Origin of the sequence: Paracoccus beibuensis, assembly GCF_026162625.1 — a bacterium.
GTDB classification, from domain to species: domain Bacteria; phylum Pseudomonadota; class Alphaproteobacteria; order Rhodobacterales; family Rhodobacteraceae; genus Paracoccus; species Paracoccus beibuensis.
This window is the reverse complement of sequence record NZ_JAOTBD010000003.1, coordinates 1-22,787: the sequence shown is the minus strand read 5'-3', so window position 1 is coordinate 22,787 and position 22,787 is coordinate 1. Positions and strand designations below refer to the sequence as shown.

Below are 22,787 nucleotides of genomic sequence, written 5' to 3'. Positions count from 1 at the left end.
CCACTGTTGCGTCTGAACCCGCCCCCCTAAAGCGCTTGTGTCTACCCCATATGTTCAAGATCCGGCAGCCGACTAGGCGCTGAGTTGTCGGAGCATCGGACTTGTCGTTAGGAATCCGATCAAGTTGCCTGTGCGCTTGTGATCACGGCGGCATTGACGATGTCTTGGGCTGAGCATCCTCGGGAGAGGTCGTTTGCGGGTTTTGCGAGGCCTTGGAGGATGGGGCCGATCGCGGTCAGGCCGCCGAGTCGTTGCGCGATCTTGTAGCCGATGTTTCCAGAAGCGAGGTCGGGGAAGATGAAGACGTTGGGACGGCCCGTCAGCGCGCTGCCCGGCGCCTTTTTTGCGCGGATTGCCTCGTCGAGAGCGGCGTCGAACTGCATCTCGCCGTCGATCTCGAGGTCCGGCTCGGCGGCGCGGACCAGCGCCAGCGCCTCGCGGATCTTGGTAAGGCTGGGGTGGTCGGCCGAGCCGGCGGTCGAGAAGGACAGCATCGCAACGCGCGGCGGCTCGGCCAGAAGCCGGCGGCAGCTGGCGGCCGAGGCGCGGGCGATCGCGGCCAGTCCCGCCGCGTCGGGATCGACGACCAGACCGCAATCGGCAAATATCATCCCGCCCTTGATCGGGGTCGTCTCGGCGCAGGCCAGCATCAGGAAGAAGCTGGACACGAGCGGCGCACCCTCCTCGGGGCCGATGACCTGCAGGGCGGCGCGCACCGTTTCGGCCGTGGTCGCGACCGCCCCGGCCACCGTGCCATCGGCCTGTCCAAGCCGGACCCGCATCGCCGCCTGGCGCAGCGGATCGCGCATCTCGACCAGCGCCCGCTCGGCCGTCATGCCCCGCGCGGCGCGCATCCGGTGCCAGTGATCCGCCAGCTCCGGCAGGTCGGGTGCCTCGGCCGGACACAGCATGCGCACGCCCGCGATGACCGGGCCGTTCATCAGGCTGATCCTGGCAAGCCCCTGCTCGGTCAGGCGCTGCGCCGCCTCGGCCACACGCGGATCCTGGCCTTCGGGCAGGATGATGTGGCGCGGACGGGCGCGGGCGGCGGCGAGCAGGCGGTCGAGCGGTTTCATCGAATTTTCCTTCAACTCAGAAGATGCAGGCCGGTGACGACGAAGACGCCGAGGAAGACCGTCTCGGCCACGATCAGCCCGATCGCCACGCCGCCCACGTCCAGCATCCTGGCCAGCGAAGTCTTGATGCCGACCGCCGCGATGGCGATCAGCAGGGCCCACCGGCTGAGCACACCTGCCCAGTCCGCCACGGCCGCAGGCACCAGCCCGGCCGAGTTCAGCGCCGCCAGCGCCAGAAAGCCCAGCACGAAGCCCGGCAGCAGCGGGGGGCGCTTGCCGCTGTCCTGATCGGCCAGTCCCCGCGCCCGGATCGCCAGCGAGATGCACAGCACCACCGGGGCCAGCATCGACACGCGGATCAGCTTGACCAACGTTGCGGTCTCGCCGGTCTCTGGACTGATGGAGAAGCCCGCGCCGACCACCTGCGCCACGTCGTGGATGGTGCCGCCCAGAAAGACGCCGCTGTCGCGCGCGGTGAAGCCAAAGACCGAGGACAGCATCGGATAGAGCACCATCGCCACGGTCGAGAGCACTGTCACTGACAGAACCGTGAAGGCCAGGTCGCGTTCGGAGCGTTCGTGCCGCGGCAGTACCGCCGCAATCGCCATGGCTGCCGAGGCGCCGCAGATGGCCACCGATCCACCGGTCAGCAGGGCGAAGCGCCAGTCGCGATGGACAAAGCGCGCGGCGATCAGGCCGAAGGCGATGGTCAGCACGACCCCGGCGATGACCAGCGTCACCGCCGTGCCGCCCAGCTCGACCAGCATATCCACGCTGATGCGCGCGCCCAGCAGCGCGACGCCCAGCCTGAGGACGGTCCTCGCCGTCAGCGCCACGCCCGGGGCCGTGCGCGTGCCGTCCTCGGCCAGGAAGTTCAGCGACAGGCCCAGCAGCAGCGCCATCAGCATCGCAGGGGCGCCGTAATGTTCGGACAGGAACTGCGCCGTCGCCGCCACCAGGGCCGAGACGGCAAGGCCCGGAAAGATGTCCGAGATCGTCTGTCGGGTTGCGCCAAGCGTCATCGAGGTCATGCTCGTTCCATCGGATGCAGGGAACCGCCCGGCGCGCCTGAAGCACGCCGGTGGTCAGGTCATCAAAAGCACCGGATCAGGCCGCGCCGCGCTGCGGGCGCATGTCCGCCGGGTCGATCCCGGCCACCACGACGGGCTTCTTCATGGCGTCGCGGCGGAAGGGCTCGCCCAGTTCCTGATTCAGCAGGACCTCGATGAAGGTGGTCTTCTTGTCCTTCATCTGCCGCTCGACCGCCTCGTGCAGCGCGGCGGTCAGCTCTTGCTGGCTGCGCACTTGAACACCATGGGCGCCGCAGGCCTTGGCGATGCCCGCATAGCTGGTGTCGCGGTCCAGCTCGGTGCCCACGAAGTTGTTGTCATACCACAGCGTCGTGTTGCGCTTCTCGGCGCCCCATTGGTAGTTGCGGAAGATGACCATCGTGATCGCCGGCCAGTCGTCGCGGCCGCAGGCGGTCATTTCGTTCATGGAAATCCCGAAGGCTCCGTCCCCCGCAAAGCCGATCACCGGCGTGTCGGGATTGCCGACCTTTGCACCCAGGATGGCCGGGAAGCCGTAGCCGCAGGGCCCGAAGAGGCCCGGTGCCAGATACTTGCGCCCCGCCTCGAAGGTCGGATAGGCATTGCCGATGGCGCAGTTGTTGCCGATGTCCGACGAGACGATCGCCTCGGCCGGTACCGCCTGCATGATCGCGCGCCAAGCCTGCCGCGGGCTCATCAGGTCGCCGTCGCGCTGGCGCGCGTCCGCGTTCCATTCGGTGCCCGGATCGTCCTCTTCGTGATCGAGGCTGGACAGCTCCTGCGCCCAACGCGACTTGGTCTGCGCGACCAGATCGCGACGCGCCTGACGGCCGGCATCGCCCGCGCCCTCGCCAAGGCGCGCCATGATCCCCCGCGCGACCTTGCCGGCATCGCCCTGGATGCCGACGGTGACCCTCTTGGTGAGTCCGATCCGGTCAGCATTGATATCGACCTGGATGATCTTTGCCTCCTTGGGCCAGTAGTCGATCCCGTATCCGGGCAGGGTCGAGAACGGGTTCAGCCGCGTGCCCAGGGCCAACACCACATCGGCCTTTGCGATCAACTCCATCGCCGCCTTGGATCCGTTGTATCCGAGCGGCCCCACCGCCAGCGGATGAGAGCCGGGGAAGCTGTCATTGTGCTGGTAGTTCGAGGCGACCGGCGCATCCAGCCGCTCGGCCAGCCGGGCCAGATCGGCAATCGCGCCTGACAGGACCACACCCGCGCCGGACAGGATCACAGGAAACTGCGCCTCGGACAGAAGGCGCGCGGCCTCGGCCACCGCCTCCTCGCCGCCCGAGGGGCGTTCAAAGGCGACGACCTGCGGCAGATCCACGTCGATGACCTGGGTCCACATGTCGCGCGGGATGTTCATCTGCGCAGGGGCCGAGTTGCGCCAGGCCTGCATGATGACGCGGTTCAGCACCTCGGGAATGCGGGACGGATCGCGCACCTCTTCCTGATAGCAGACACAATCAGCAAACAGCCGCATCTGCTCCATCTCCTGGAAACCGCCCTGCCCGATCGTCTTGTTGGCGGCCTGCGGCGTCACCAGAAGCAGCGGCGTGTGGTTCCAGTAAGCCGTCTTGACCGGCGTCACGAACCCCGTCACCCCGGGGCCGTTCTGGGCGATCGCCATCGACATCCTGCCCGTCGAGCGAGTGAACCCGTCCGCCATCAGCCCCGCATTCGTCTCGTGCGCGCAGTCCCAGAACGTGATCCCGGCCTTCGGAAACAGGTCCGACACCGGCATCATCGCAGACCCGATGATCCCGAACGCATGCTCGATCCCGTGCATCTGCAGGACTTTGACAAAAGCCTCCTCGGTCGTCATCCTCATCGCAAAATAACTCCTTATGCTACCTTGTTGGCAGAAACGCGTGACGTGTTCCGAATCTTTGCTGCGGCACGATCCTCCAGGACCATGGCGGCCAGCTTTGCCCCGATCATCATCGCGGGAGCATTCGTGTTGCCTGAAACGATCTGCGGCATGATGGAACAGTCAGCCACCCGCAAGCCGCGCACACCACGCACACGCAATCGTGGATCTACGACAGACTGAGGGTCCGCCCCCATCCGGCATGTGCCGGTCGGATGATAGATCGTGGTCGAGTTCTGCCTCGCCCACGCCAGAATCTCGTCATCGCTTACAACGTCCGGAGCCGGCTTGAATTCCTCAAGGATTGCCGATGCCAGTGGTTCAGTCCTGCCAAGCATGCGGGCGATCTTGATGCCGGCGACAATGGTGTCGCGGTCGGTTTGCGTCGCCAGATAATTCGGGTGGATAGCGGGGGCGTCCCTGGCGTCAGCCGATAGCAATTCGATCGTGCCGCGACTTTCCGGGCGCAACTGGCAGACCGATTGCGTGAATGCAGAGAACGGATGCACTCCTTCGCCCGGGCTGTCTGCTGACCAGGGCTGGATATGGAATTGTATGTCGGGCGTTGCCAGTTCAGGCCGCGTCTTGAGAAAGCCAAAGACGAGGCTGGCAGCCATCGTCATCGGACCGGTGCGGAACATCGCATATTCAGCCGCGATCTTTGCCTTGTTCAGGAGGCTGCGAACTTCATCATTGAGAGTTGCCTCACGACATTTGAAGACGAGCCGCGCCTGCAAATGGTCCTGCAGGTTCCGACCGACCTCGGGCAAGGCCGCGGCGATCTCGATACCATGCACCCCAAGCCGATGAGGATCGCCGATCCCGGATAGCATCATGATCTGCGGCGAACCGATGGCACCCGCACAAAGAATTACCTCTTGCTGCGCCTGGATGATTTGTCGGCTCCCGTCCGGACGGACAATTTCGACACCTTTAGCAGCACCGTCGTTGATCATTATGCGAAGAACTTGCGCCTGAGTAACGATCGTCAGGTTTGCACGGCCTCGAATCGGCTTGAGAAAGGCGGTCGCCGAGGAACTGCGGCGGCCTTTGTTCACCGTCAACTGATAATGACCAACGCCTTCCTGACTTGGACCGTTGTAGTCCGGGTTGTATGGAATACCCGTTGCATTCGCCGCCTTGATCCAGCGCTCGCAGATTTCGCGCCGCAGGCGCGGGTCGGACACTTGCAAAGGGCCGTTCGTGCCCCTGCCCTCGGCTCCGCCGCGCTGAAACGTCTCCAGTTCTTCAAAGATGGGCGCGACGTCCGCCCAGGACCAGCCGCGATTTCCGATTTGCGCCCATTGATCATAATCTTCGTGCTGACCACGGACATAGAGCAGCCCGTTCAGCGACGACGAGCCACCCAGAACCTTTCCACGCGGCCAGCGCAGAGATCGTCCACCTAGCCCTGCATCTGGCTGCGTGGAATAGCACCAGTCAAAGGCGGGGTTGTCCATTGTGCGGAAATAGCCGACCGGAATGTGGATCCACGGGCTTGTGTCGCGGCGTCCGGCCTCGACAAGAGTTACGCGGATCGACGGGTCGGCACTGAGACGGTTTGCAACCACGCAGCCGGCCGATCCTCCGCCAACCACCACATAGTCTGCGATATCAGGTGCCTGGGTCATGCTGTGCTCCTTCCAAGGCGGCTGTCGGGCGCAGGGGCTGAGATAGCCCCTGCAGTGTTCAGGACTGCGCGCGTCGACCTATCAGGATTGCGCTGATCATCGATACGATCCCGGCGAACACGACATAGCAGCACAGCCAGAAGGGGTCGTTGTCATTTGCGGACATCAGCGCCGTCGCGATCATCGGCGTGATGCCCGCGGCAAAAATCCCCGAAAATTGGTAGACGAAGGAAACGCCGGTATATCGGACGCTTGGATCGAAAAGGTCTGCGAACAGGGCTGCTTCAGGACCATAGCACATCGGATAGACGATCCCGAAAGGCAAGACGATGCCCAGGATGATCAGCAGTGGATCACCCGTCGACATCAGCGCAAAGGCGGGAAACACACTCAGAGTAAGCAGTAGTGAGCCGATGGCATAAGTCCGTGGCCGCCCGATCCGATCAGACAGATGTCCGAAAAAGGGTATGGCGAAAATCATCGCCACAGCGGCGCCGCAGACCGTCCATAGAGCAAACGACCGCTCCATCCCCACGTAGCGTGTAAGGTAGACGATCGAGAAGACCGCAAAGATGTTGAAGAAGACGCCATCGATATAGCGCGCACCCATACCCATCAGAACGTTCCCGGGGTAACGCTTGATCATCGTTACAAAAGGCAGCCCCTGATCTCGATTGCGGGACTCGGCCTTTGCCTTCTCGAATTCCGGGCTTTCGTTGATTGTCGAGCGGATCCATGTCCCCAGAAAGACCAGAATAATCGAGGCAACAAACGCCGCTCGCCATCCCCATGCCATGAACGCATCGTCCGGCAGCAAGGTCAGGAGGGCCATCACCCCCGAGGCCATGAACAGGCCAATGGACAAGCCGATTTGAGGAATCGACGCATAGAAGCCGCGCTTTTCCTTCGGAGCGAATTCATATGCCATGAGCACAGCGCCGCCCCATTCGCCGCCGATGCCGATGCCCTGAGCGACCCGCAGGAAAAGTAGGATGATAGGAGCCGCTATGCCGATGCTGTCATAGGTTGGCAGTAGCCCGATCAACACGGTCGCTCCGCCCATCAGCAGGAGCGATATGACCAGCATTGTCTTCCGCCCAATTCGATCACCGTAGTGGCCAAAGATCAGTCCGCCTAGGGGGCGCGCCACAAAACCGACGGCGAAGGTCGCATATGCCAAAAGGATGGAAATCGTCGCGTCGTCCGACGGAAAATAGAGTTCATTGAAGACGATCCCGGCAACAACTCCGTAGAGAAAGAAATCATACCATTCGATCGTTGATCCGATCAGACTCGCGAGCGCGACTCTGCGCACGTCGTTAACAACCACCTCTTCCGGGTAGCCCTCCAAAGTAGCATCCGACATTACGCCCTCCCATGCGTTGTGACGGTTGTCCTCAATATTCTCTTGAGCGTCGACGACACCTCCCCGCGCCGATCTGGAGCAACGTGACACTCATCGATACATCGAGTCAAACAAAAATGAGACTTGAGGTCTCATTTTTCAGGGAATGGACTGCTAAGGGTTGGGTGGCTACGCTAGCCCCGCCTTGTAAGGAAGTTTTTGATGTCACCGTCTGCCACAGTCGACAAGCCAGCGACCAATCTCAGAAACCTTCTGATTCTCGAGGCTCTTGCAGCTGGATCGCGGCCAATGACAGTGGCTGAGCTGAACAGTTCCGTAAAGCTGCCGAAGCCGACCGTTCATCGCCTAATCGGCACCTTGGAGGAGGAAGGGTTCCTGATCCGCCATTTAGATGGTCGCACCTACCTACCAGGACCGAAACTGCGACAGATGATGCTGGGAGTGATGCGCGCCGGACAGCACAGCCTGGCTCAGCGCCAGATCCTTACCAGACTGAATGAAAAAATCCGTGAAACATGTAATCTCTCGATCCCGGACACGGATGCCATGATCTATATAGATCGTGTTGAAACCGAATGGCCGCTTCGCATCCAGTTGCACGCAGGATCGCGCGTTCCGCTACACGCCACATCTGCAGGTAAACTCTGCCTCGCGCATATGACACAGGAAACTTTAGACAAATATCTGCGATCCGCCCAACTTCGGCCTTACACGGAGCGGACAGTGACCGATCCGGACAGGCTGCTCGAGCAGCTGACGGGCATCAAGGAACAAGGTTTTTCAACCGACGAAGAAGAATTTGTGCAAGGAATGATTGCAGTCGCCGTCCCGGCATTCGCCCCCGATGGACAATTGGCTGCAACGCTTTCGTTTCATGCCCCCCACCAGCGGCTTACGCTGGAAAAAGGTCTTGCCCACCTGGAGGATTTACGATCAGCCGCGAAAGAAATTTCGCAGCTGTTCGTCTAGTGTCAGGCCGGAACACCACGCAAGTTAGCCGATGGAAGGTCATCCCAATAAACAGCCTTCGGGCATTCCTGGGCCGAATGCTTTGTGACAAGGCTGACACCGGCCAGAAGGACAAGCGACGTCAGCATTCCCGGAAAAACCGGATCAACCGAGGTTCCAAAAGAAGGCCAGACAACCGTCACTAGCAGTGCCCCGATCATTGACCAGAAACAGCCTGTCGCGGTCGCCCTGCTCCAGAACATCACAGCAAGAAACGGCACGACTAGGGTCGTCGACGAAATCCGGAGCGCCCATTGATATGCGCTGATGATGTCGGTCATCATAAAGGCCACCAGCAACGAAAGCACCGAGATGATTACTACGCTCAGCCGGGCGACGAACATCTTCTGCACCTCGGTCGCGCCCGGATTGATCAAGCGGCGATAAAAATCCTCGGACAGATTCGAGCTGCCTTGCAGGATGAAAGAATCCGCGCCGGTCATCAGCGCCGAGAGAAGCCCAATGACGACGATGCCCCCCAGATAGGGCGGCAACAGTTCGACTGTCAGGAACGAGAAGATCATGTCAGGCCGCATCCCCTCTGGCACGAACTGCACGGCGCTGAGGCCGATCAGATACGGCAGCGCGGCAATGACGCCGAATACGACGAAGCCTGTGATCCCGGCGCGAACAGCGATGCGCTCTGTGCGAGAGGCGAAGATGCGCTGCCAAGTTGATTGCCACACCAGATAGAACGGGCCTACCGTCAGCGCAAAGGTAAGCACCTCGCCGATTCCTTCCGCTCCAAACAGCCTGAGATGATCCGGAGGAGAGTTCGCCATGATCGCCTCGGGACCGCCGGCATAGCTGATCGCGGCAAAGAACAGGACGAAGATGCCGATGATCACGATGACGCTTTGCAGCGCATCGGTCACGATCGTCGCGACCAACCCGCCGAGGATGGTGAAGCCCAGGATCAGCGCGAAGGACAGAAGGATTGCCCAAGTATAGTCAAGACCGAAGACGGTCACGAACAGGGTCGCCATGCCAACCATTTGCAGCGCGGCGGTAGGCACAGAATAGACAAAGGCCGAAAAAATTGATGGAATGAGGCCGACTTTGTCGCCAAACCGCTCGGAAAAGAGGTCCGCCAGCGTGTAGAGCCGCTGACGGCGCAGCGGTGCACTGAAGAAATAGATGAGTAGGATACTGAAAACCGAGGCTGGCAGGGCGAACTTCATGAAGCCAGATATGCCGACGCTGTACCCCATCCCGACCCAACCGATGAAAACGGCTGCCCCTGCGCAGGTGCTGATGATGGTGCCGGTAATGGCCCAAAAGCCCATGTTCCAGCTGGCGATCAGATATTCATCTGAGGTCTTTACCTTGAAGAAGTAATATCCGCCGATCGCGAACATCACCGCAAAGTAGCAGACCGTGTAGGTCAGATACCAAGCCATTCTGTAATCCCTTCCTGTTGCTCGCTCTTGTTATTCTTCACCCGTCATGCGCCTCCAGGCGTGCTGCATCTCGGCCGGATCGAACCGGCCTGAGGGTGCGATCGCGACCAGGCTGCAATCGCCTCTGGGCAGCATCTTGGACTTCTGCGTTGAAAGTCCGACGCGGTGCAGCTCGAGGGTGTGATCTGGCAGGCTGATCCAGCCCTTCAGCCTGAATACGCCCACGGGTATTTCGTTTAGAAAGCGGTCTAGTCGCTCCGGTGACACGCGATCGTTGATATGGCCTGACCATTTGACAAAAGCTGAATTATGATCCGCATGGCACGCGGAATGACTGCTAGTCGGCTGCAGACCAGTCAGCAGCCCGACATCAATCTGCCCATGCAACGAGGGGATGAGCTCTGCTCTGCTCACCCGTGAGATCCTGTCCGAGGCCGCCCCGAGATCACTCAGATCTGGACGCGACAGAACGATCAGGTCGGCGACGCTTAGTTGCCCGGCGACCTGCGCACCTATTTGAGGGTCGTTGAGCAGGCTACCGATCGATTGCGCATCCGCCACCGTCACGGTGCCGGAATAGCGAAGCTCGGGTTCGGCACGTGCGACAGCTGCGATCCGCGCGGGATCGCCCACGCCACTGGCCTCAACGACCAAAAGATCCGGGCGCGGCACGCGATCGAGCGCATCGCCGATCGCGTAATAGAGATCGCCGGTCATCGCGCAGCAGACGCAGCCATTGGAGAGCGCGATGGTTTCCCCATCCACGGCCGCGATCAGGTCGGCATCAATGTTGATACTGCCGAAATCGTTGACCAGCACGAGAAGCCGAAGCCCATCGGAGTTCTGCAGCAGATGCCGGATCAGGGTAGTCTTGCCGGCGCCGAGATAGCCACCGATGACGAGAAGCGGCAGCTTCTTCATTCAAATACCCGCCCGCCAACGATCGTGGCTCGGACACCGATATCCTTCAGATTCGACGCAGGGCACTGTATGGGATCCTCGTCAAGGACGACGAAATCGGCGCGCTTGCCCACCTCGATGCTGCCGATCTCGTGATCCATGCGCAGCGTCCACGCAGCGCCCATCGTAATCGCATATAGAGCCTCTTGCACCGATAGCGACTGGCTCGCGCCGAGAACCCGGCCCGATGCGGTCAGGCGATTCACCGCGCACCAGGCAGTAAATAGGGGCGAGAGCGGCGTGACCGGCGCGTCGGAATGGATCGCGAGTTGCAAGCCGGCGTCCAGCGCACTTCGGCAGGCATTCATCCGAATTGCCCGATCCGGCCCGACCGTCCTTTCGTAGTGCTGGTCTCCGAAGTGGTAGATGTGATTCGCAAACAGATTGACAGCCAATCCCAACTCTGCGGCGCGACGGAACTGCGCCTCGTCCATCAGCTGACCGTGCTGTAGCACGTGGCGGTGATCCCTGGGCCCGGGGCCGCGCATAGCCTGCGCCATCGCATCGATGACCAGTTCAGACGCTTCGTCGCCATTTACATGGACATGCATTTGAATGCCGGCTGCATGAAGCGCCGAAATCATCTCGCGCAACTCGGCTGGTGCCATGTTCCACATCCCATTCGGCGCACCGGTCAAATAACCGGGCCATTTCAGTCGCGCCGAGAAGCCTTGGATCGAGCCGTCGGTCATTAGTTTCGCGGCACCCAAGCGCAGCTTCTCGCCGGACATGAGACGCAGCTTTTCAATCATCTCAATCCAGCCCTCGGGCGCGCCGCCGGCGATGCCAAGGGCCGGAATCAAGCGGATCGGAAAATCCTCCGCCTCGACGATCCCTGACGTCGCAGCAATGTCCGGCGGGGTCAGGGCGCTGAAAAGATCAGTCGCCGTCGTTATACCCGCGCGCCGGGCCGAGCGGGCGAAGCGGTGCAGCACCTCAGTCCCGGCGGTAAGATCGCGGAAGTCGATGCGTGTTCGGCGCAGCACCGGGAACATAGCTGCCATTTCACGCAGTTCGCCGGTCGGGCGGCCCGAGCCGTCTCGCATCACTCCCTCGACGTCCAGCGCGTCCTCGTATCCCGCCATTCGCAGCGCGGCCGTGTTGCAGACCAAGAGATGCAGGTTGGAGAAGAGCACAACCACGGGCCGATCTGTAGAGACCCGGTCAAGGTCGTCACGACTTAGCGACGGGCCTTTCAGGAAAATTGGGTCGAAGCCCCAGCCCACGACGGCGTTGCCCTGATCCTTAATCTGAAGTCGGGCCACCAACTCGTCATTCGATGCAAGGCCCGGCCAAAGCTCGCCCTCCGGCGAATACCGGTCCTGAAAACCGACATATGCGTAGCGCCAGAGGCCACCCTCCATCAGATGCGAATGGCCTTCGACAAAACCGGGCAAGATGACGCTGCCTGTGAAGCGATCATCTAACCTGCCGCCACCCCAAGGATCGGCGCAGGTTCGATCGCCCACTGCCAGCACACGACCGTCCCGCACGGCGACGTGGCTTGCCGTCGGCTGGTTATGGTCCATCGTCAGAATTTTCTTGGCCGCGTAGACTGCGATATCCGACATGGCTAGATCCTTTTTCTATCCGGCTTGTGCGCTTGTGATCACGGCGGCATTGACGATGTCTTGGGCTGAGCATCCTCGGGAGAGGTCGTTTGCGGGTTTTGCGAGGCCTTGGAGGATGGGGCCGATCGCGGTCAGGCCGCCGAGTCGTTGCGCGATCTTGTAGCCGATGTTTCCAGAAGCGAGGTCGGGGAAGATGAAGACGTTGGGACGGCCCGTCAGCGCGCTGCCCGGCGCCTTTTTTGCGCGGATTGCCTCGTCGAGAGCGGCGTCGAACTGCATCTCGCCGTCGATCTCGAGGTCCGGCTCGGCGGCGCGGACCAGCGCCAGCGCCTCGCGGATCTTGGTAAGGCTGGGGTGGTCGGCCGAGCCGGCGGTCGAGAAGGACAGCATCGCAACGCGCGGCGGCTCGGCCAGAAGCCGGCGGCAGCTGGCGGCCGAGGCGCGGGCGATCGCGGCCAGTCCCGCCGCGTCGGGATCGACGACCAGACCGCAATCGGCAAATATCATCCCGCCCTTGATCGGGGTCGTCTCGGCGCAGGCCAGCATCAGGAAGAAGCTGGACACGAGCGGCGCACCCTCCTCGGGGCCGATGACCTGCAGGGCGGCGCGCACCGTTTCGGCCGTGGTCGCGACCGCCCCGGCCACCGTGCCATCGGCCTGTCCAAGCCGGACCCGCATCGCCGCCTGGCGCAGCGGATCGCGCATCTCGACCAGCGCCCGCTCGGCCGTCATGCCCCGCGCGGCGCGCATCCGGTGCCAGTGATCCGCCAGCTCCGGCAGGTCGGGTGCCTCGGCCGGACACAGCATGCGCACGCCCGCGATGACCGGGCCGTTCATCAGGCTGATCCTGGCAAGCCCCTGCTCGGTCAGGCGCTGCGCCGCCTCGGCCACACGCGGATCCTGGCCTTCGGGCAGGATGATGTGGCGCGGACGGGCGCGGGCGGCGGCGAGCAGGCGGTCGAGCGGTTTCATCGAATTTTCCTTCAACTCAGAAGATGCAGGCCGGTGACGACGAAGACGCCGAGGAAGACCGTCTCGGCCACGATCAGCCCGATCGCCACGCCGCCCACGTCCAGCATCCTGGCCAGCGAAGTCTTGATGCCGACCGCCGCGATGGCGATCAGCAGGGCCCACCGGCTGAGCACACCTGCCCAGTCCGCCACGGCCGCAGGCACCAGCCCGGCCGAGTTCAGCGCCGCCAGCGCCAGAAAGCCCAGCACGAAGCCCGGCAGCAGCGGGGGGCGCTTGCCGCTGTCCTGATCGGCCAGTCCCCGCGCCCGGATCGCCAGCGAGATGCACAGCACCACCGGGGCCAGCATCGACACGCGGATCAGCTTGACCAACGTTGCGGTCTCGCCGGTCTCTGGACTGATGGAGAAGCCCGCGCCGACCACCTGCGCCACGTCGTGGATGGTGCCGCCCAGAAAGACGCCGCTGTCGCGCGCGGTGAAGCCAAAGACCGAGGACAGCATCGGATAGAGCACCATCGCCACGGTCGAGAGCACTGTCACTGACAGAACCGTGAAGGCCAGGTCGCGTTCGGAGCGTTCGTGCCGCGGCAGTACCGCCGCAATCGCCATGGCTGCCGAGGCGCCGCAGATGGCCACCGATCCACCGGTCAGCAGGGCGAAGCGCCAGTCGCGATGGACAAAGCGCGCGGCGATCAGGCCGAAGGCGATGGTCAGCACGACCCCGGCGATGACCAGCGTCACCGCCGTGCCGCCCAGCTCGACCAGCATATCCACGCTGATGCGCGCGCCCAGCAGCGCGACGCCCAGCCTGAGGACGGTCCTCGCCGTCAGCGCCACGCCCGGGGCCGTGCGCGTGCCGTCCTCGGCCAGGAAGTTCAGCGACAGGCCCAGCAGCAGCGCCATCAGCATCGCAGGGGCGCCGTAATGTTCGGACAGGAACTGCGCCGTCGCCGCCACCAGGGCCGAGACGGCAAGGCCCGGAAAGATGTCCGAGATCGTCTGTCGGGTTGCGCCAAGCGTCATCGAGGTCATGCTCGTTCCATCGGATGCAGGGAACCGCCCGGCGCGCCTGAAGCACGCCGGTGGTCAGGTCATCAAAAGCACCGGATCAGGCCGCGCCGCGCTGCGGGCGCATGTCCGCCGGGTCGATCCCGGCCACCACGACGGGCTTCTTCATGGCGTCGCGGCGGAAGGGCTCGCCCAGTTCCTGATTCAGCAGGACCTCGATGAAGGTGGTCTTCTTGTCCTTCATCTGCCGCTCGACCGCCTCGTGCAGCGCGGCGGTCAGCTCTTGCTGGCTGCGCACTTGAACACCATGGGCGCCGCAGGCCTTGGCGATGCCCGCATAGCTGGTGTCGCGGTCCAGCTCGGTGCCCACGAAGTTGTTGTCATACCACAGCGTCGTGTTGCGCTTCTCGGCGCCCCATTGGTAGTTGCGGAAGATGACCATCGTGATCGCCGGCCAGTCGTCGCGGCCGCAGGCGGTCATTTCGTTCATGGAAATCCCGAAGGCTCCGTCCCCCGCAAAGCCGATCACCGGCGTGTCGGGATTGCCGACCTTTGCACCCAGGATGGCCGGGAAGCCGTAGCCGCAGGGCCCGAAGAGGCCCGGTGCCAGATACTTGCGCCCCGCCTCGAAGGTCGGATAGGCATTGCCGATGGCGCAGTTGTTGCCGATGTCCGACGAGACGATCGCCTCGGCCGGTACCGCCTGCATGATCGCGCGCCAAGCCTGCCGCGGGCTCATCAGGTCGCCGTCGCGCTGGCGCGCGTCCGCGTTCCATTCGGTGCCCGGATCGTCCTCTTCGTGATCGAGGCTGGACAGCTCCTGCGCCCAACGCGACTTGGTCTGCGCGACCAGATCGCGACGCGCCTGACGGCCGGCATCGCCCGCGCCCTCGCCAAGGCGCGCCATGATCCCCCGCGCGACCTTGCCGGCATCGCCCTGGATGCCGACGGTGACCCTCTTGGTGAGTCCGATCCGGTCAGCATTGATATCGACCTGGATGATCTTTGCCTCCTTGGGCCAGTAGTCGATCCCGTATCCGGGCAGGGTCGAGAACGGGTTCAGCCGCGTGCCCAGGGCCAACACCACATCGGCCTTTGCGATCAACTCCATCGCCGCCTTGGATCCGTTGTATCCGAGCGGCCCCACCGCCAGCGGATGAGAGCCGGGGAAGCTGTCATTGTGCTGGTAGTTCGAGGCGACCGGCGCATCCAGCCGCTCGGCCAGCCGGGCCAGATCGGCAATCGCGCCTGACAGGACCACACCCGCGCCGGACAGGATCACAGGAAACTGCGCCTCGGACAGAAGGCGCGCGGCCTCGGCCACCGCCTCCTCGCCGCCCGAGGGGCGTTCAAAGGCGACGACCTGCGGCAGATCCACGTCGATGACCTGGGTCCACATGTCGCGCGGGATGTTCATCTGCGCAGGGGCCGAGTTGCGCCAGGCCTGCATGATGACGCGGTTCAGCACCTCGGGAATGCGGGACGGATCGCGCACCTCTTCCTGATAGCAGACACAATCAGCAAACAGCCGCATCTGCTCCATCTCCTGGAAACCGCCCTGCCCGATCGTCTTGTTGGCGGCCTGCGGCGTCACCAGAAGCAGCGGCGTGTGGTTCCAGTAAGCCGTCTTGACCGGCGTCACGAACCCCGTCACCCCGGGGCCGTTCTGGGCGATCGCCATCGACATCCTGCCCGTCGAGCGAGTGAACCCGTCCGCCATCAGCCCCGCATTCGTCTCGTGCGCGCAGTCCCAGAACGTGATCCCGGCCTTCGGAAACAGGTCCGACACCGGCATCATCGCAGACCCGATGATCCCGAACGCATGCTCGATCCCGTGCATCTGCAGGACTTTGACAAAAGCCTCCTCGGTCGTCATCCTCATCGCAAAATAACTCCTTATTTCCGCTCGTCGCGGTAGTGATACAGGTGATAGAGGCCCCACTGGCCGAGCCGCCGGAACGGCGTCTTCCAGCCCTCGTGGGGCAGTTCGGTGTTGAAGATCGGCAAGTCCGGCAGGGCTTGCCCCGCCACCAGCTGTGCCAGCCGCCGCCCCGCCATCGCCGAATACATGACCCCGTTGCCGCCATAGCCCAAGGCATAGAAGAGGCCTGGCGCATCGGGCACACCGGTGATGCGTGGCATCATGTCATGGCTGACATCGACCCATCCCCACCAACTGTAGTCCAGTTCAATCCCACGCAAGGCGGGAAACTTACGGGCCAGTCCTTCGCGCAAGGCCGCCAGATGCGCGGGGTTTGCGGCATCGCGTCCCGTGATCGCCGCGCGTGACCCGATCTGAAGACGGTTGTCCGGCAGCAGACGATAGTAATGTCGCAGCGTCCGCGTGTCGGTCAGCGGAGAGAGCTTGCGGATGCCGACCGCCTCCAGCTCCGAGGCGTCCAAGACCCGCGTGACGACGCTGTTCGACATGATCGGCATCAGCCGGTCGCGCAGGCGCCGATGCAGGCCGCGCGTCGCATAGGCGGCGGTCGCCACCGCGACCCGGCGGGCCCGGACGACGCCCCCCGGCGTGCGCAGGTGATGCACCCCGTCCTTCAGCTCCCAGCCTTGAACCGGGCTGTCAGGATGCACCGTCGCACCCAACTCGCGCGCGACCCGCAGATAGCCGAAAGCCAGCTTTGCGGCGTGGACGCCGAGGCCGTCCACCTCCCACAGGGCGCCATGGGCCTCGTGATCGCGCACCGCTGTCTGGAACAGTTCGTCCCGCGTCAGCATCCTTGCGTCATAGCCGAAGGTCTCGCGCAGCAGCGCGGCCTCCGAGGCGAGCGCGGGCATGACGCTGGACTTGTGGGCGATGTAGTAATGCCCGCCATCCTGAGGCTCGCACCGGATGTCGTGATCGCGCAGCAGGCCGCGGAACAGGGCGAATGCCTCGACCATCTCGGCATGCAGGCCGCGGGCCACGTCGAGGCCCCAGCGCTGGATCCACTGGCTGCGTTTCAGCCGACCCGCGCTGATCTGTGCCTGCCCGCCATTGCGGGTGGAGCAACCATAGGCCACGCCGTTCGCCTCGAGCACGGTCGCCTTGATTCCGTGCTCCTTGGCCAGATGGATTGCCGCGGACAACCCGGTATAGCCCGAACCGATGATTGCCACATCGACGTCGATGTCGCGCGTCACCGGGCCATCGTCCTCGGGTGCGGGACCGGCGGTGCCGATCCAATAGGTGGGCGCATAGTCACTGCCCGGACCGAGCGCCCGCGCCGTCATCGGGTCATAGAACGGGTCGAACGGCACCGACCCACGTTTGTCGATGGGCTGCATGACGCTCACTTGGCTACGATATTTGGACGCTGCTTGCGGATCGCCTGCTTCTCCACGATCTTGCCGTCCTGCAGGCGGAACAGGTCGGCACCCTGCACCTCGGTCCGGGTGCCGTCGGGATTGGTGGCGCGGAAGGTCCATTGCGAGACGCCGCGCGTGCCGTCCTCGGACAGGAAATGGCTGTGATCGGCCCACTCGACGTCCGGCATCGCGGTCCAGACGGCGGTGAAGGCCCGGGCGATGGCGTCGCGGCCCTCGATCCGGTTGCCGTATTCATTCTCTCCCGCGACGGTGAAGAACACGCAATCATCGGCGAAATGGGTCATGACCCCGTCGATGTCGTGACGATTGAAGGCGTCGAACGTGTCCTTCAGGTCCTGTGCGGTCAGCTGTGCCGACATCAGATATCTCCTTTTCCTAGTAGCCCATCACGCGCGGCAGCCACAGAGCGATCTGCGGAAAGCAGGCGATGATGAAGATTGCGATGATCGACGAGACCGCGAAGGGCAGCGCCCGCAGGCTGATCCGCTCGATCGAGACGCCCGAGATGCCCGAGGCGATGAACAGGTTCTCGCCCAGGGGCGGCGTCTGGAAGCCCACCGACAGCGTGCAGATCATCACGATGCCGAAATGGATAGGGTCTATGCCCATCATGTAGGCGACGGGCAGCATCACCGGGACAAGGATCATGATCGCGGCCAGCGTTTCCATGAACATGCCGACGACCAGCAGCAGACCGATAATCATGGCCCAGATGACGTAGATGTTGTCGGTCAACGACAGGACGCTGCTGGCGATGACGCCGGGCACGCCGTTCTCGACCAGGATGCGCCCGAAGATCGTCGCGGCGAACAGCACCAGCAGAACGCGTCCGGCAAGCCAGGTGGTCGTGTCCAGCGCCTTGATCATCTCTCGCAGGTCCAATTCGCGATAGATGAAGATCCCGACGAAGAGGGTATAGAAGATCGCGACGATGGCGGCTTCAGTCGGTGTGAAGATCCCGGTATAGATCCCGCCCAGGATCACCACCGGCGCCATCAGCGCCCAGAAGCCCTGGTAGCAGGCTACCGCCACTTTGCGCAGGGACAGCGGCTCGGTGCCTCCGCGGAAGCCGCGCATCCGGCAGCGGATGTAGTTCATGGCCAGCAGCCCGCCCGCCATCACCACGCCTGGGAGAAACCCGGCGATGAACAGCTTCGAGATCGAAACGGACTGAAAGGGGCCAAAGGCGTCGATCGCCTCGGGCGGGGGGGTCATCCCCATCGCCGAGATGCCGTAGATGACCATTGGGATGGAGGGCGGGATAATGATCCCCAGCCCGCCGGCCGCGGCCGTCACCGAGGCCGCATAGCCAGGGCCATAGCCTTGCCGCGACATGGCAGGGATCATCAGCATCCCAACCGCTGCCGTGGTGGCTGGCCCAGAGCCCGAAATGGCGCCGAAGAACAGGCAGGCCATGATCGTCGCGGCTGACAACCCGCCCGTGAAGGGACCGGCCAGGCTCTCGGCGACATGGATCAGGCGGCGCGACAGGCCGGCGGCCTCCATCAGCGCGCCGGCCAGGATGAAGGACGGCAACGCCATCAGCGGGAAGGACCCCACCGAGGACCAGGCCATCTGGACCATCTTGATCGGGTTGTCGCCCAGATAGATCATCGCGGCCAACGCCGAGACGCCGAGTCCAACGGTGATGGGTGCTCCAATAAGGAGCAGCGCAAGAAAGGAACCGAAGAGGATCTCGATCAGAAGATTGTCCATCAGCGACGGCCCTTCTGGTCGAAATGGCGCGCCTCGTCCTCGGCAAGTTCGATCATGTCGCCCACCTCGACCCGGTCGGGATCGCTTGGGTCGATTCCCTGCACCAGCTTCATGTAGTTGACCTGCAGGATGCGGATGGTCATCAGCGTGAAGGCCAGGGGCAGGACGACATAGACGTATCGCATCTGCCAGCCGAGCGTCTGAGCCTTCACGAAGGGCTTCAGCCGGTCGATGAACTCGATAGACTGCCAGATGAAGACGATGTTGAAGCCGATCCAGAACAAATCGCCCAACGCCTCGATCAGGCGCGCCTTCGTGCGCGGCAGCGCGTTCAGATGGAATGTCACGCGGTTATGCGCGGCTATCCGAGCGGCGTAGGATGCACCGAAGTAGGCGAACCAGACGAACAGGATGACCGACAGTTCCTCGATCCAGGTGATCGATAGGCCGAGCACCTGCCGCGCAACGATCTGGACGAACAGCAATGTTACGAACATGGCCAGAAGGACGCGGCAGACATGGCTTTCGAACCTGTCTAGGAATGACCAGACAGCCGACATGGAGTGCCTCCGGAAGACTACGATGACGGGCTTTGCGACGGAGACGGACTATTCAGCCGCTGGACGACCCAGCGAGGTCAGGACCTCGTTCAAAACCTCGACCCCACCGATCTGATCGTAGAATTTCGGCCACACCGCGGCCGTCGCCAGGTCGATGAACTCCTGTTCGTCATCGGCCGGCGCCGTGATCTCCATTCCGCGCGCCACAAGCTCCTCCTTGATCCTGCTTTCCTGCTCGCGCAGGAAGACGGACGAAGCCTGCGTCGCAGCCTCGCCTGCCGCTAGGACCTGCGCCTGCTGCTCATCGCTGAGGGATTCGAACAGCGCCTCGCTGACGATCAGCGGCTCGATCGAAAAGATATAGCGCAGCTCAGTGATGTGTTTTTGGACTTCATCGAACTTCATCGCATAGACGGTCATGTACGGATTGTCCTGCCCGTCCACGACCTTCTGCTGAAGCGCGGCGAAGGTTTCGCCCCACGCCATCGGCGTCGGGTTGATGCCCCAGCTCTTGTAGGTCTCGATCATGATCTCGTTCTTCGGAACCCGCACGACCAGCCCTTGCAGATCCGCGACCGAAGACACAGGCTTCTTCGAGTTGGTCAACACGCGAAAACCCGAATAGCCCCAGCCGATGATCCGAACCCCCGCGTCCTCGACCGTCTTTTCGATCATCTGCTGGCCGACATCACCCTGCGTCACCTGCTCGGCATCGTCCTGGCTGAGGATCACATAGGGCAGGGTCAGCGTGCCGACCGAGGGCGAGAACGGCGTGATGTTGTTGATCGCCAGGATCGAGAAATCCAGCGTGCCCGTCGCCGCTGCCGTGACAGTATCCTGCTCGTCGCCAAGTTGGCCGTTCAGGAACAGCTTAGCGGTCATCTCGCCGCCCGTCTCCTGCTCCAGAGCCTCGACGAATGCCTTGCCGAAGGCCTCCTGCGTGCCGCCGGCGCCGTCGCCCACGGCGACCCGATATTCGGTCGCATAGGCCTGAACGCTGGCCATCAGCGCCAGGGCCGTTCCGGCAAGAAGATTGCGTGCGATATTCATGCGATTTCTCTCTCTGTTGCTGGCCCGCTCTTGTGGCGAATCCGTGACAACACCATTGCCGCCAGAGCCGCGGTTCGATATGTCCAGTTGAGAACGAATATAGGTCCAGATGCGAAGCCACATCCCATTTGACGCGATATTCCTGCGCGAGGACGCGCCTACGCTGCAGGGCCGACTGGCCGCTGCGATCGTCCGAGCAATCCTGCAGTCCCGCGCGCGGCCCGGGGCTCGACTTCCCTCCAGCCGGCAGCTTGCCCAACATCTGGGCATGTCCCGCATGACGGTCACGCTGGTTTATCAGGAGCTGATCAGCCAGGGATATCTCGAATCCCTACCCCGCTCGGGCATTTCGGTCGCCGCGACCGTGCCGCATCGACGCGTAGACGCGATGCCTCAGGGCAAGCTCAGAGAAAAGTCCGTGCAATGGGATAAGTGGCTGTCAGAGCATGACATGCCCAAACGGGTGATCCGAAAGCCGGACAACTGGCGCAGCTTCCGATATCCCTTTATTTTCGGACAAGTCGACCCGGATCTGTTCGATCATCATGCATGGCGCGACTGCGCGCGGCGAGCCTTGGGCACGCGCGATTTTTCCGAACTTTCAGCGGATCGATATGGCGCGGACGACCCACTTCTGATCGACTATATCTGCTCGAATACCCTACCCCGGAGGGGTTTCAATGCAGAGCCGGACGAGGTTCTACTGACATTGGGCGCACAGAACGCCCTCTATCTGGCCGTCGAACTTCTCGCCCGCATCGATCGATTGGCCGTGACCGAGGAACCCGGCTATCCCGATTTTGCCGAGACGCTGCGGCGTGCGAGCAGTCCGATCCATTTCCTACCCGTCGATGAGATGGGCCTCGATCCGGCGAGGCTGCCGCAGAACACCCGGCTGATCATCGCGACGCCAAGCCACCACATTCCCACCGGTGCTACGATGCCGCTGTCAAGGAGGCAGGAGTTGCTCCGCCGCGCCAACGAATTGGATTCTGTAATTATCGAGGATGATTACGACTTCGAAATGTCCTATCTCGCGCCTCCCGCCCCCGCGCTGAAGTCCTTGGATGCCGCAGGGCGCGTGATCTACATCGGTAGCTTCTCGAAGTCGCTATTCCCGGGGTTGCGGATCGGTTACATGGTTGCGCCCGCCCCATTCATCGCACGCGCTCGTGCCCTCCGCGCAATGATGCTGCGTCATCCGCCCAGCCATTTACAGCGCATTACGGCATACTTCCTTGCTCTCGGGCACTACGACGCCCATATCGTCCGGCTCCGCCGAAGCCTGAAACAGAAACGGGCCGTCCTGGAGGAAGCGCTAGCGGCTTCAAGCTTGAAGATCATGGGTGCGGCCGCGCAAGGTGGCTCCAGCGTATGGGTCAGCGCGGACGGCGTCGACAGCCACGAACTGGCCCAGCGCCTGCGCAACCATAGCGTCCTAATAGAGCCCGGAGAGGTTTTTTTCGAGGAGCCCCCAGAATGCTGCACGCTTTTTCGTCTTGGCTATGCTTCGATTAAAGCGGAATTGATCGCGAAAGGTATCCGATTGATCCAAGAGTCGCTCAAGTAGTCAATGTCAGGTTCGAGCCAAGCAACTCAGGTCTCTTAGCTTGTGAGTGAATCGCGGTCAGACGCAGCAGCCCACTGCAGGTTCTGTCTAACATATGCCCGTGATGAACAGTGCCAGAAGGCGTTGTTGCACCGGCAGCACAGGGCTGTCGCCTTCGCGGCTTGAGATGAACTCCACCGCCCGGATGTCGCCGATGGCTGTATCCATGGCCAGATGGATCTTGCGGTATTGGCGCCTGCGGTGCGTGCCATGCGTAAGCGGTCGCTGGCCCCCACTGTTGGCTTAGCTTGACGGCTTGAAGTTCCACGGTAGCAGGTCATCGAGGCGGCTTTGTGAATGGCCGGTGGCGATCGCCGTGTGGGTGGCATTCAGATAGGCGAAGGGCTCAATGCCGTTGATCTTGCAGGTCTCGATTAACGAGGCGATGCGGCCCCAGGCAACGCCGCCTTCGTCGTGACCGGCGAAGAGCGCATTCTTGCGATTGAGGGTGATGAGGCGGATCCGATTTTCGACGCTGTTGGAGCCGATCTCGATGCGCCCGTCGGTCAGGAAGGTTTGCAGCCGCTCCCAGTGGTTATGGATGTAGGTCAGCTTTTCGCCCAACCGGGACTTGGTGGAGATCTTTCGGCGTTGTGCCTGAAGCCA

At 62.8% G+C, this 22,787-nt stretch carries 19 protein-coding genes and 1 pseudogene; 2 read left to right on the top strand and 18 right to left on the bottom strand.

The window, feature by feature from the left end:
• Positions 1-119: 119 nt before the first annotated feature.
• The 5 genes from OC159_RS02945 to OC159_RS02925 form a co-directional block, all read right to left on the bottom strand.
• Positions 120-1,076 (bottom strand): phosphate acetyltransferase, encoded by a 957-nt coding sequence (locus OC159_RS02945; RefSeq protein WP_265499669.1) that lies wholly within the window; start codon positions 1,074-1,076, stop codon positions 120-122.
• An 11-nt stretch (positions 1,077-1,087) separates the two neighbouring features.
• Complete coding sequence (locus OC159_RS02940; protein ID WP_265499661.1) at positions 1,088-2,107, bottom strand: YeiH family protein; 1,020 nt, start codon at positions 2,105-2,107, stop codon at positions 1,088-1,090.
• Positions 2,108-2,183: 76 nt separating this feature from the next.
• The gene (gene xsc, locus OC159_RS02935) at positions 2,184-3,965 is read right to left on the bottom strand and encodes a sulfoacetaldehyde acetyltransferase (protein WP_265499660.1); all 1,782 of its coding nucleotides are present in this window, start codon (positions 3,963-3,965) and stop codon (positions 2,184-2,186) included.
• Positions 3,966-3,979: 14 nt separating this feature from the next.
• Positions 3,980-5,635: a GMC family oxidoreductase gene (locus OC159_RS02930; RefSeq protein WP_265499668.1), complete on the bottom strand. Its 1,656-nt coding sequence runs from the start codon at positions 5,633-5,635 to the stop codon at positions 3,980-3,982.
• 58 nt (positions 5,636-5,693) lie between these two features.
• Positions 5,694-7,001 carry an MFS transporter gene (locus tag OC159_RS02925; protein ID WP_265499667.1) on the bottom strand — a complete coding sequence of 436 codons (1,308 nt, stop codon included), beginning with the start codon at positions 6,999-7,001 and terminating at the stop codon, positions 5,694-5,696.
• A 201-nt stretch (positions 7,002-7,202) separates the two neighbouring features.
• Here OC159_RS02925 and OC159_RS02920 point away from each other — a divergent pair, with 201 nt between their 5' ends.
• Complete coding sequence (locus OC159_RS02920) at positions 7,203-7,970, top strand: IclR family transcriptional regulator (RefSeq protein ID WP_265499666.1); 768 nt, start codon at positions 7,203-7,205, stop codon at positions 7,968-7,970.
• A gap of 2 nt (positions 7,971-7,972) precedes the next feature.
• On the opposite strand, the gene OC159_RS02915 is transcribed toward OC159_RS02920, so the two are convergent.
• From OC159_RS02915 to OC159_RS02865, 11 genes are all read right to left on the bottom strand, one after another.
• Entirely contained in the window at positions 7,973-9,409 is a 1,437-nt protein-coding gene (locus tag OC159_RS02915) for a sodium:solute symporter family protein (protein WP_265499665.1), read from the bottom strand.
• Between the two features lie 30 nt (positions 9,410-9,439).
• The gene (locus tag OC159_RS02910; RefSeq protein ID WP_265499664.1) at positions 9,440-10,330 is read right to left on the bottom strand and encodes a CobW family GTP-binding protein; all 891 of its coding nucleotides are present in this window, start codon (positions 10,328-10,330) and stop codon (positions 9,440-9,442) included.
• A complete protein-coding gene (locus OC159_RS02905; RefSeq protein WP_265499663.1) occupies positions 10,327-11,940 on the bottom strand; it encodes an amidohydrolase in 1,614 nt (537 codons plus the stop codon). Before OC159_RS02905 ends, OC159_RS02910 begins: the two co-directional genes overlap by 4 nt.
• 15 nt (positions 11,941-11,955) lie before the next feature.
• Entirely contained in the window at positions 11,956-12,912 is a 957-nt protein-coding gene (locus OC159_RS02900; protein ID WP_265499662.1) for a phosphate acetyltransferase, read from the bottom strand.
• An 11-nt stretch (positions 12,913-12,923) separates the two neighbouring features.
• On the bottom strand, positions 12,924-13,943 hold the full coding sequence (locus OC159_RS02895) for a YeiH family protein (RefSeq protein ID WP_265499661.1): 1,020 nt from the start codon (positions 13,941-13,943) through the stop codon (positions 12,924-12,926).
• 76 nt (positions 13,944-14,019) lie between these two features.
• Positions 14,020-15,801 carry a sulfoacetaldehyde acetyltransferase gene (gene xsc, locus OC159_RS02890; protein WP_265499660.1) on the bottom strand — a complete coding sequence of 594 codons (1,782 nt, stop codon included), beginning with the start codon at positions 15,799-15,801 and terminating at the stop codon, positions 14,020-14,022.
• A 14-nt stretch (positions 15,802-15,815) separates the two neighbouring features.
• Positions 15,816-17,204 carry an NAD(P)/FAD-dependent oxidoreductase gene (locus tag OC159_RS02885; RefSeq protein ID WP_265499659.1) on the bottom strand — a complete coding sequence of 463 codons (1,389 nt, stop codon included), beginning with the start codon at positions 17,202-17,204 and terminating at the stop codon, positions 15,816-15,818.
• A gap of 5 nt (positions 17,205-17,209) precedes the next feature.
• The gene (locus OC159_RS02880; RefSeq protein ID WP_265499658.1) at positions 17,210-17,605 is read right to left on the bottom strand and encodes a nuclear transport factor 2 family protein; all 396 of its coding nucleotides are present in this window, start codon (positions 17,603-17,605) and stop codon (positions 17,210-17,212) included.
• A 16-nt stretch (positions 17,606-17,621) separates the two neighbouring features.
• Positions 17,622-18,962, bottom strand: coding sequence for a TRAP transporter large permease (locus OC159_RS02875; RefSeq protein WP_265499657.1), 1,341 nt, complete (start codon positions 18,960-18,962; stop codon positions 17,622-17,624).
• Positions 18,962-19,522, bottom strand: coding sequence for a TRAP transporter small permease (locus OC159_RS02870; protein ID WP_265499656.1), 561 nt, complete (start codon positions 19,520-19,522; stop codon positions 18,962-18,964). Before OC159_RS02870 ends, OC159_RS02875 begins: the two co-directional genes overlap by 1 nt.
• A gap of 48 nt (positions 19,523-19,570) precedes the next feature.
• Positions 19,571-20,572 (bottom strand): TRAP transporter substrate-binding protein, encoded by a 1,002-nt coding sequence (locus OC159_RS02865; RefSeq protein WP_265499655.1) that lies wholly within the window; start codon positions 20,570-20,572, stop codon positions 19,571-19,573.
• 109 nt (positions 20,573-20,681) lie between these two features.
• On the opposite strand from OC159_RS02865, the gene pdxR reads away from it, so the two are divergent.
• Positions 20,682-22,142, top strand: coding sequence for a MocR-like pyridoxine biosynthesis transcription factor PdxR (pdxR, locus tag OC159_RS02860; RefSeq protein ID WP_265499654.1), 1,461 nt, complete (start codon positions 20,682-20,684; stop codon positions 22,140-22,142).
• 132 nt (positions 22,143-22,274) lie between these two features.
• On the opposite strand, the pseudogene OC159_RS02855 reads toward pdxR, so the two are convergent.
• Positions 22,275-22,394 (bottom strand): annotated as a pseudogene (locus OC159_RS02855) (IS5/IS1182 family transposase); the annotation flags it as partial.
• Positions 22,395-22,424: 30 nt separating this feature from the next.
• Positions 22,425-22,787 (bottom strand): IS66 family transposase (locus OC159_RS02850; RefSeq protein WP_265499653.1); only part of this gene is annotated, 363 nt, incomplete at its 5' end.

Bases quoted from the DNA above. Each gene is read 5' to 3' on its own strand.
- OC159_RS02930 (WP_265499668.1), bottom strand. From the start codon at position 5,635: ATGACCCAGGCACCTGATATCGCAGACTATGTGGTGGTTGGCGGAGGA.
- OC159_RS02865 (WP_265499655.1), bottom strand. From the start codon at position 20,572: ATGAATATCGCACGCAATCTTCTTGCCGGAACGGCCCTGGCGCTGATG.
- OC159_RS02900 (WP_265499662.1), bottom strand. From the start codon at position 12,912: ATGAAACCGCTCGACCGCCTGCTCGCCGCCGCCCGCGCCCGTCCGCGC.
- OC159_RS02940 (WP_265499661.1), bottom strand. From the start codon at position 2,107: ATGACCTCGATGACGCTTGGCGCAACCCGACAGACGATCTCGGACATC.
- OC159_RS02870 (WP_265499656.1), bottom strand. From the start codon at position 19,522: ATGTCGGCTGTCTGGTCATTCCTAGACAGGTTCGAAAGCCATGTCTGC.
- OC159_RS02895 (WP_265499661.1), bottom strand. From the start codon at position 13,943: ATGACCTCGATGACGCTTGGCGCAACCCGACAGACGATCTCGGACATC.
- OC159_RS02945 (WP_265499669.1), bottom strand. From the start codon at position 1,076: ATGAAACCGCTCGACCGCCTGCTCGCCGCCGCCCGCGCCCGTCCGCGC.
- OC159_RS02910 (WP_265499664.1), bottom strand. From the start codon at position 10,330: ATGAAGAAGCTGCCGCTTCTCGTCATCGGTGGCTATCTCGGCGCCGGC.
- OC159_RS02925 (WP_265499667.1), bottom strand. From the start codon at position 7,001: ATGTCGGATGCTACTTTGGAGGGCTACCCGGAAGAGGTGGTTGTTAAC.
- OC159_RS02905 (WP_265499663.1), bottom strand. From the start codon at position 11,940: ATGTCGGATATCGCAGTCTACGCGGCCAAGAAAATTCTGACGATGGAC.
- xsc (WP_265499660.1), bottom strand. From the start codon at position 15,801: ATGAGGATGACGACCGAGGAGGCTTTTGTCAAAGTCCTGCAGATGCAC.
- OC159_RS02915 (WP_265499665.1), bottom strand. From the start codon at position 9,409: ATGGCTTGGTATCTGACCTACACGGTCTGCTACTTTGCGGTGATGTTC.
- xsc (WP_265499660.1), bottom strand. From the start codon at position 3,965: ATGAGGATGACGACCGAGGAGGCTTTTGTCAAAGTCCTGCAGATGCAC.
- OC159_RS02880 (WP_265499658.1), bottom strand. From the start codon at position 17,605: ATGTCGGCACAGCTGACCGCACAGGACCTGAAGGACACGTTCGACGCC.
- OC159_RS02920 (WP_265499666.1), top strand. From the start codon at position 7,203: ATGTCACCGTCTGCCACAGTCGACAAGCCAGCGACCAATCTCAGAAAC.
- OC159_RS02875 (WP_265499657.1), bottom strand. From the start codon at position 18,962: ATGGACAATCTTCTGATCGAGATCCTCTTCGGTTCCTTTCTTGCGCTG.
- OC159_RS02885 (WP_265499659.1), bottom strand. From the start codon at position 17,204: ATGCAGCCCATCGACAAACGTGGGTCGGTGCCGTTCGACCCGTTCTAT.
- pdxR (WP_265499654.1), top strand. From the start codon at position 20,682: ATGCGAAGCCACATCCCATTTGACGCGATATTCCTGCGCGAGGACGCG.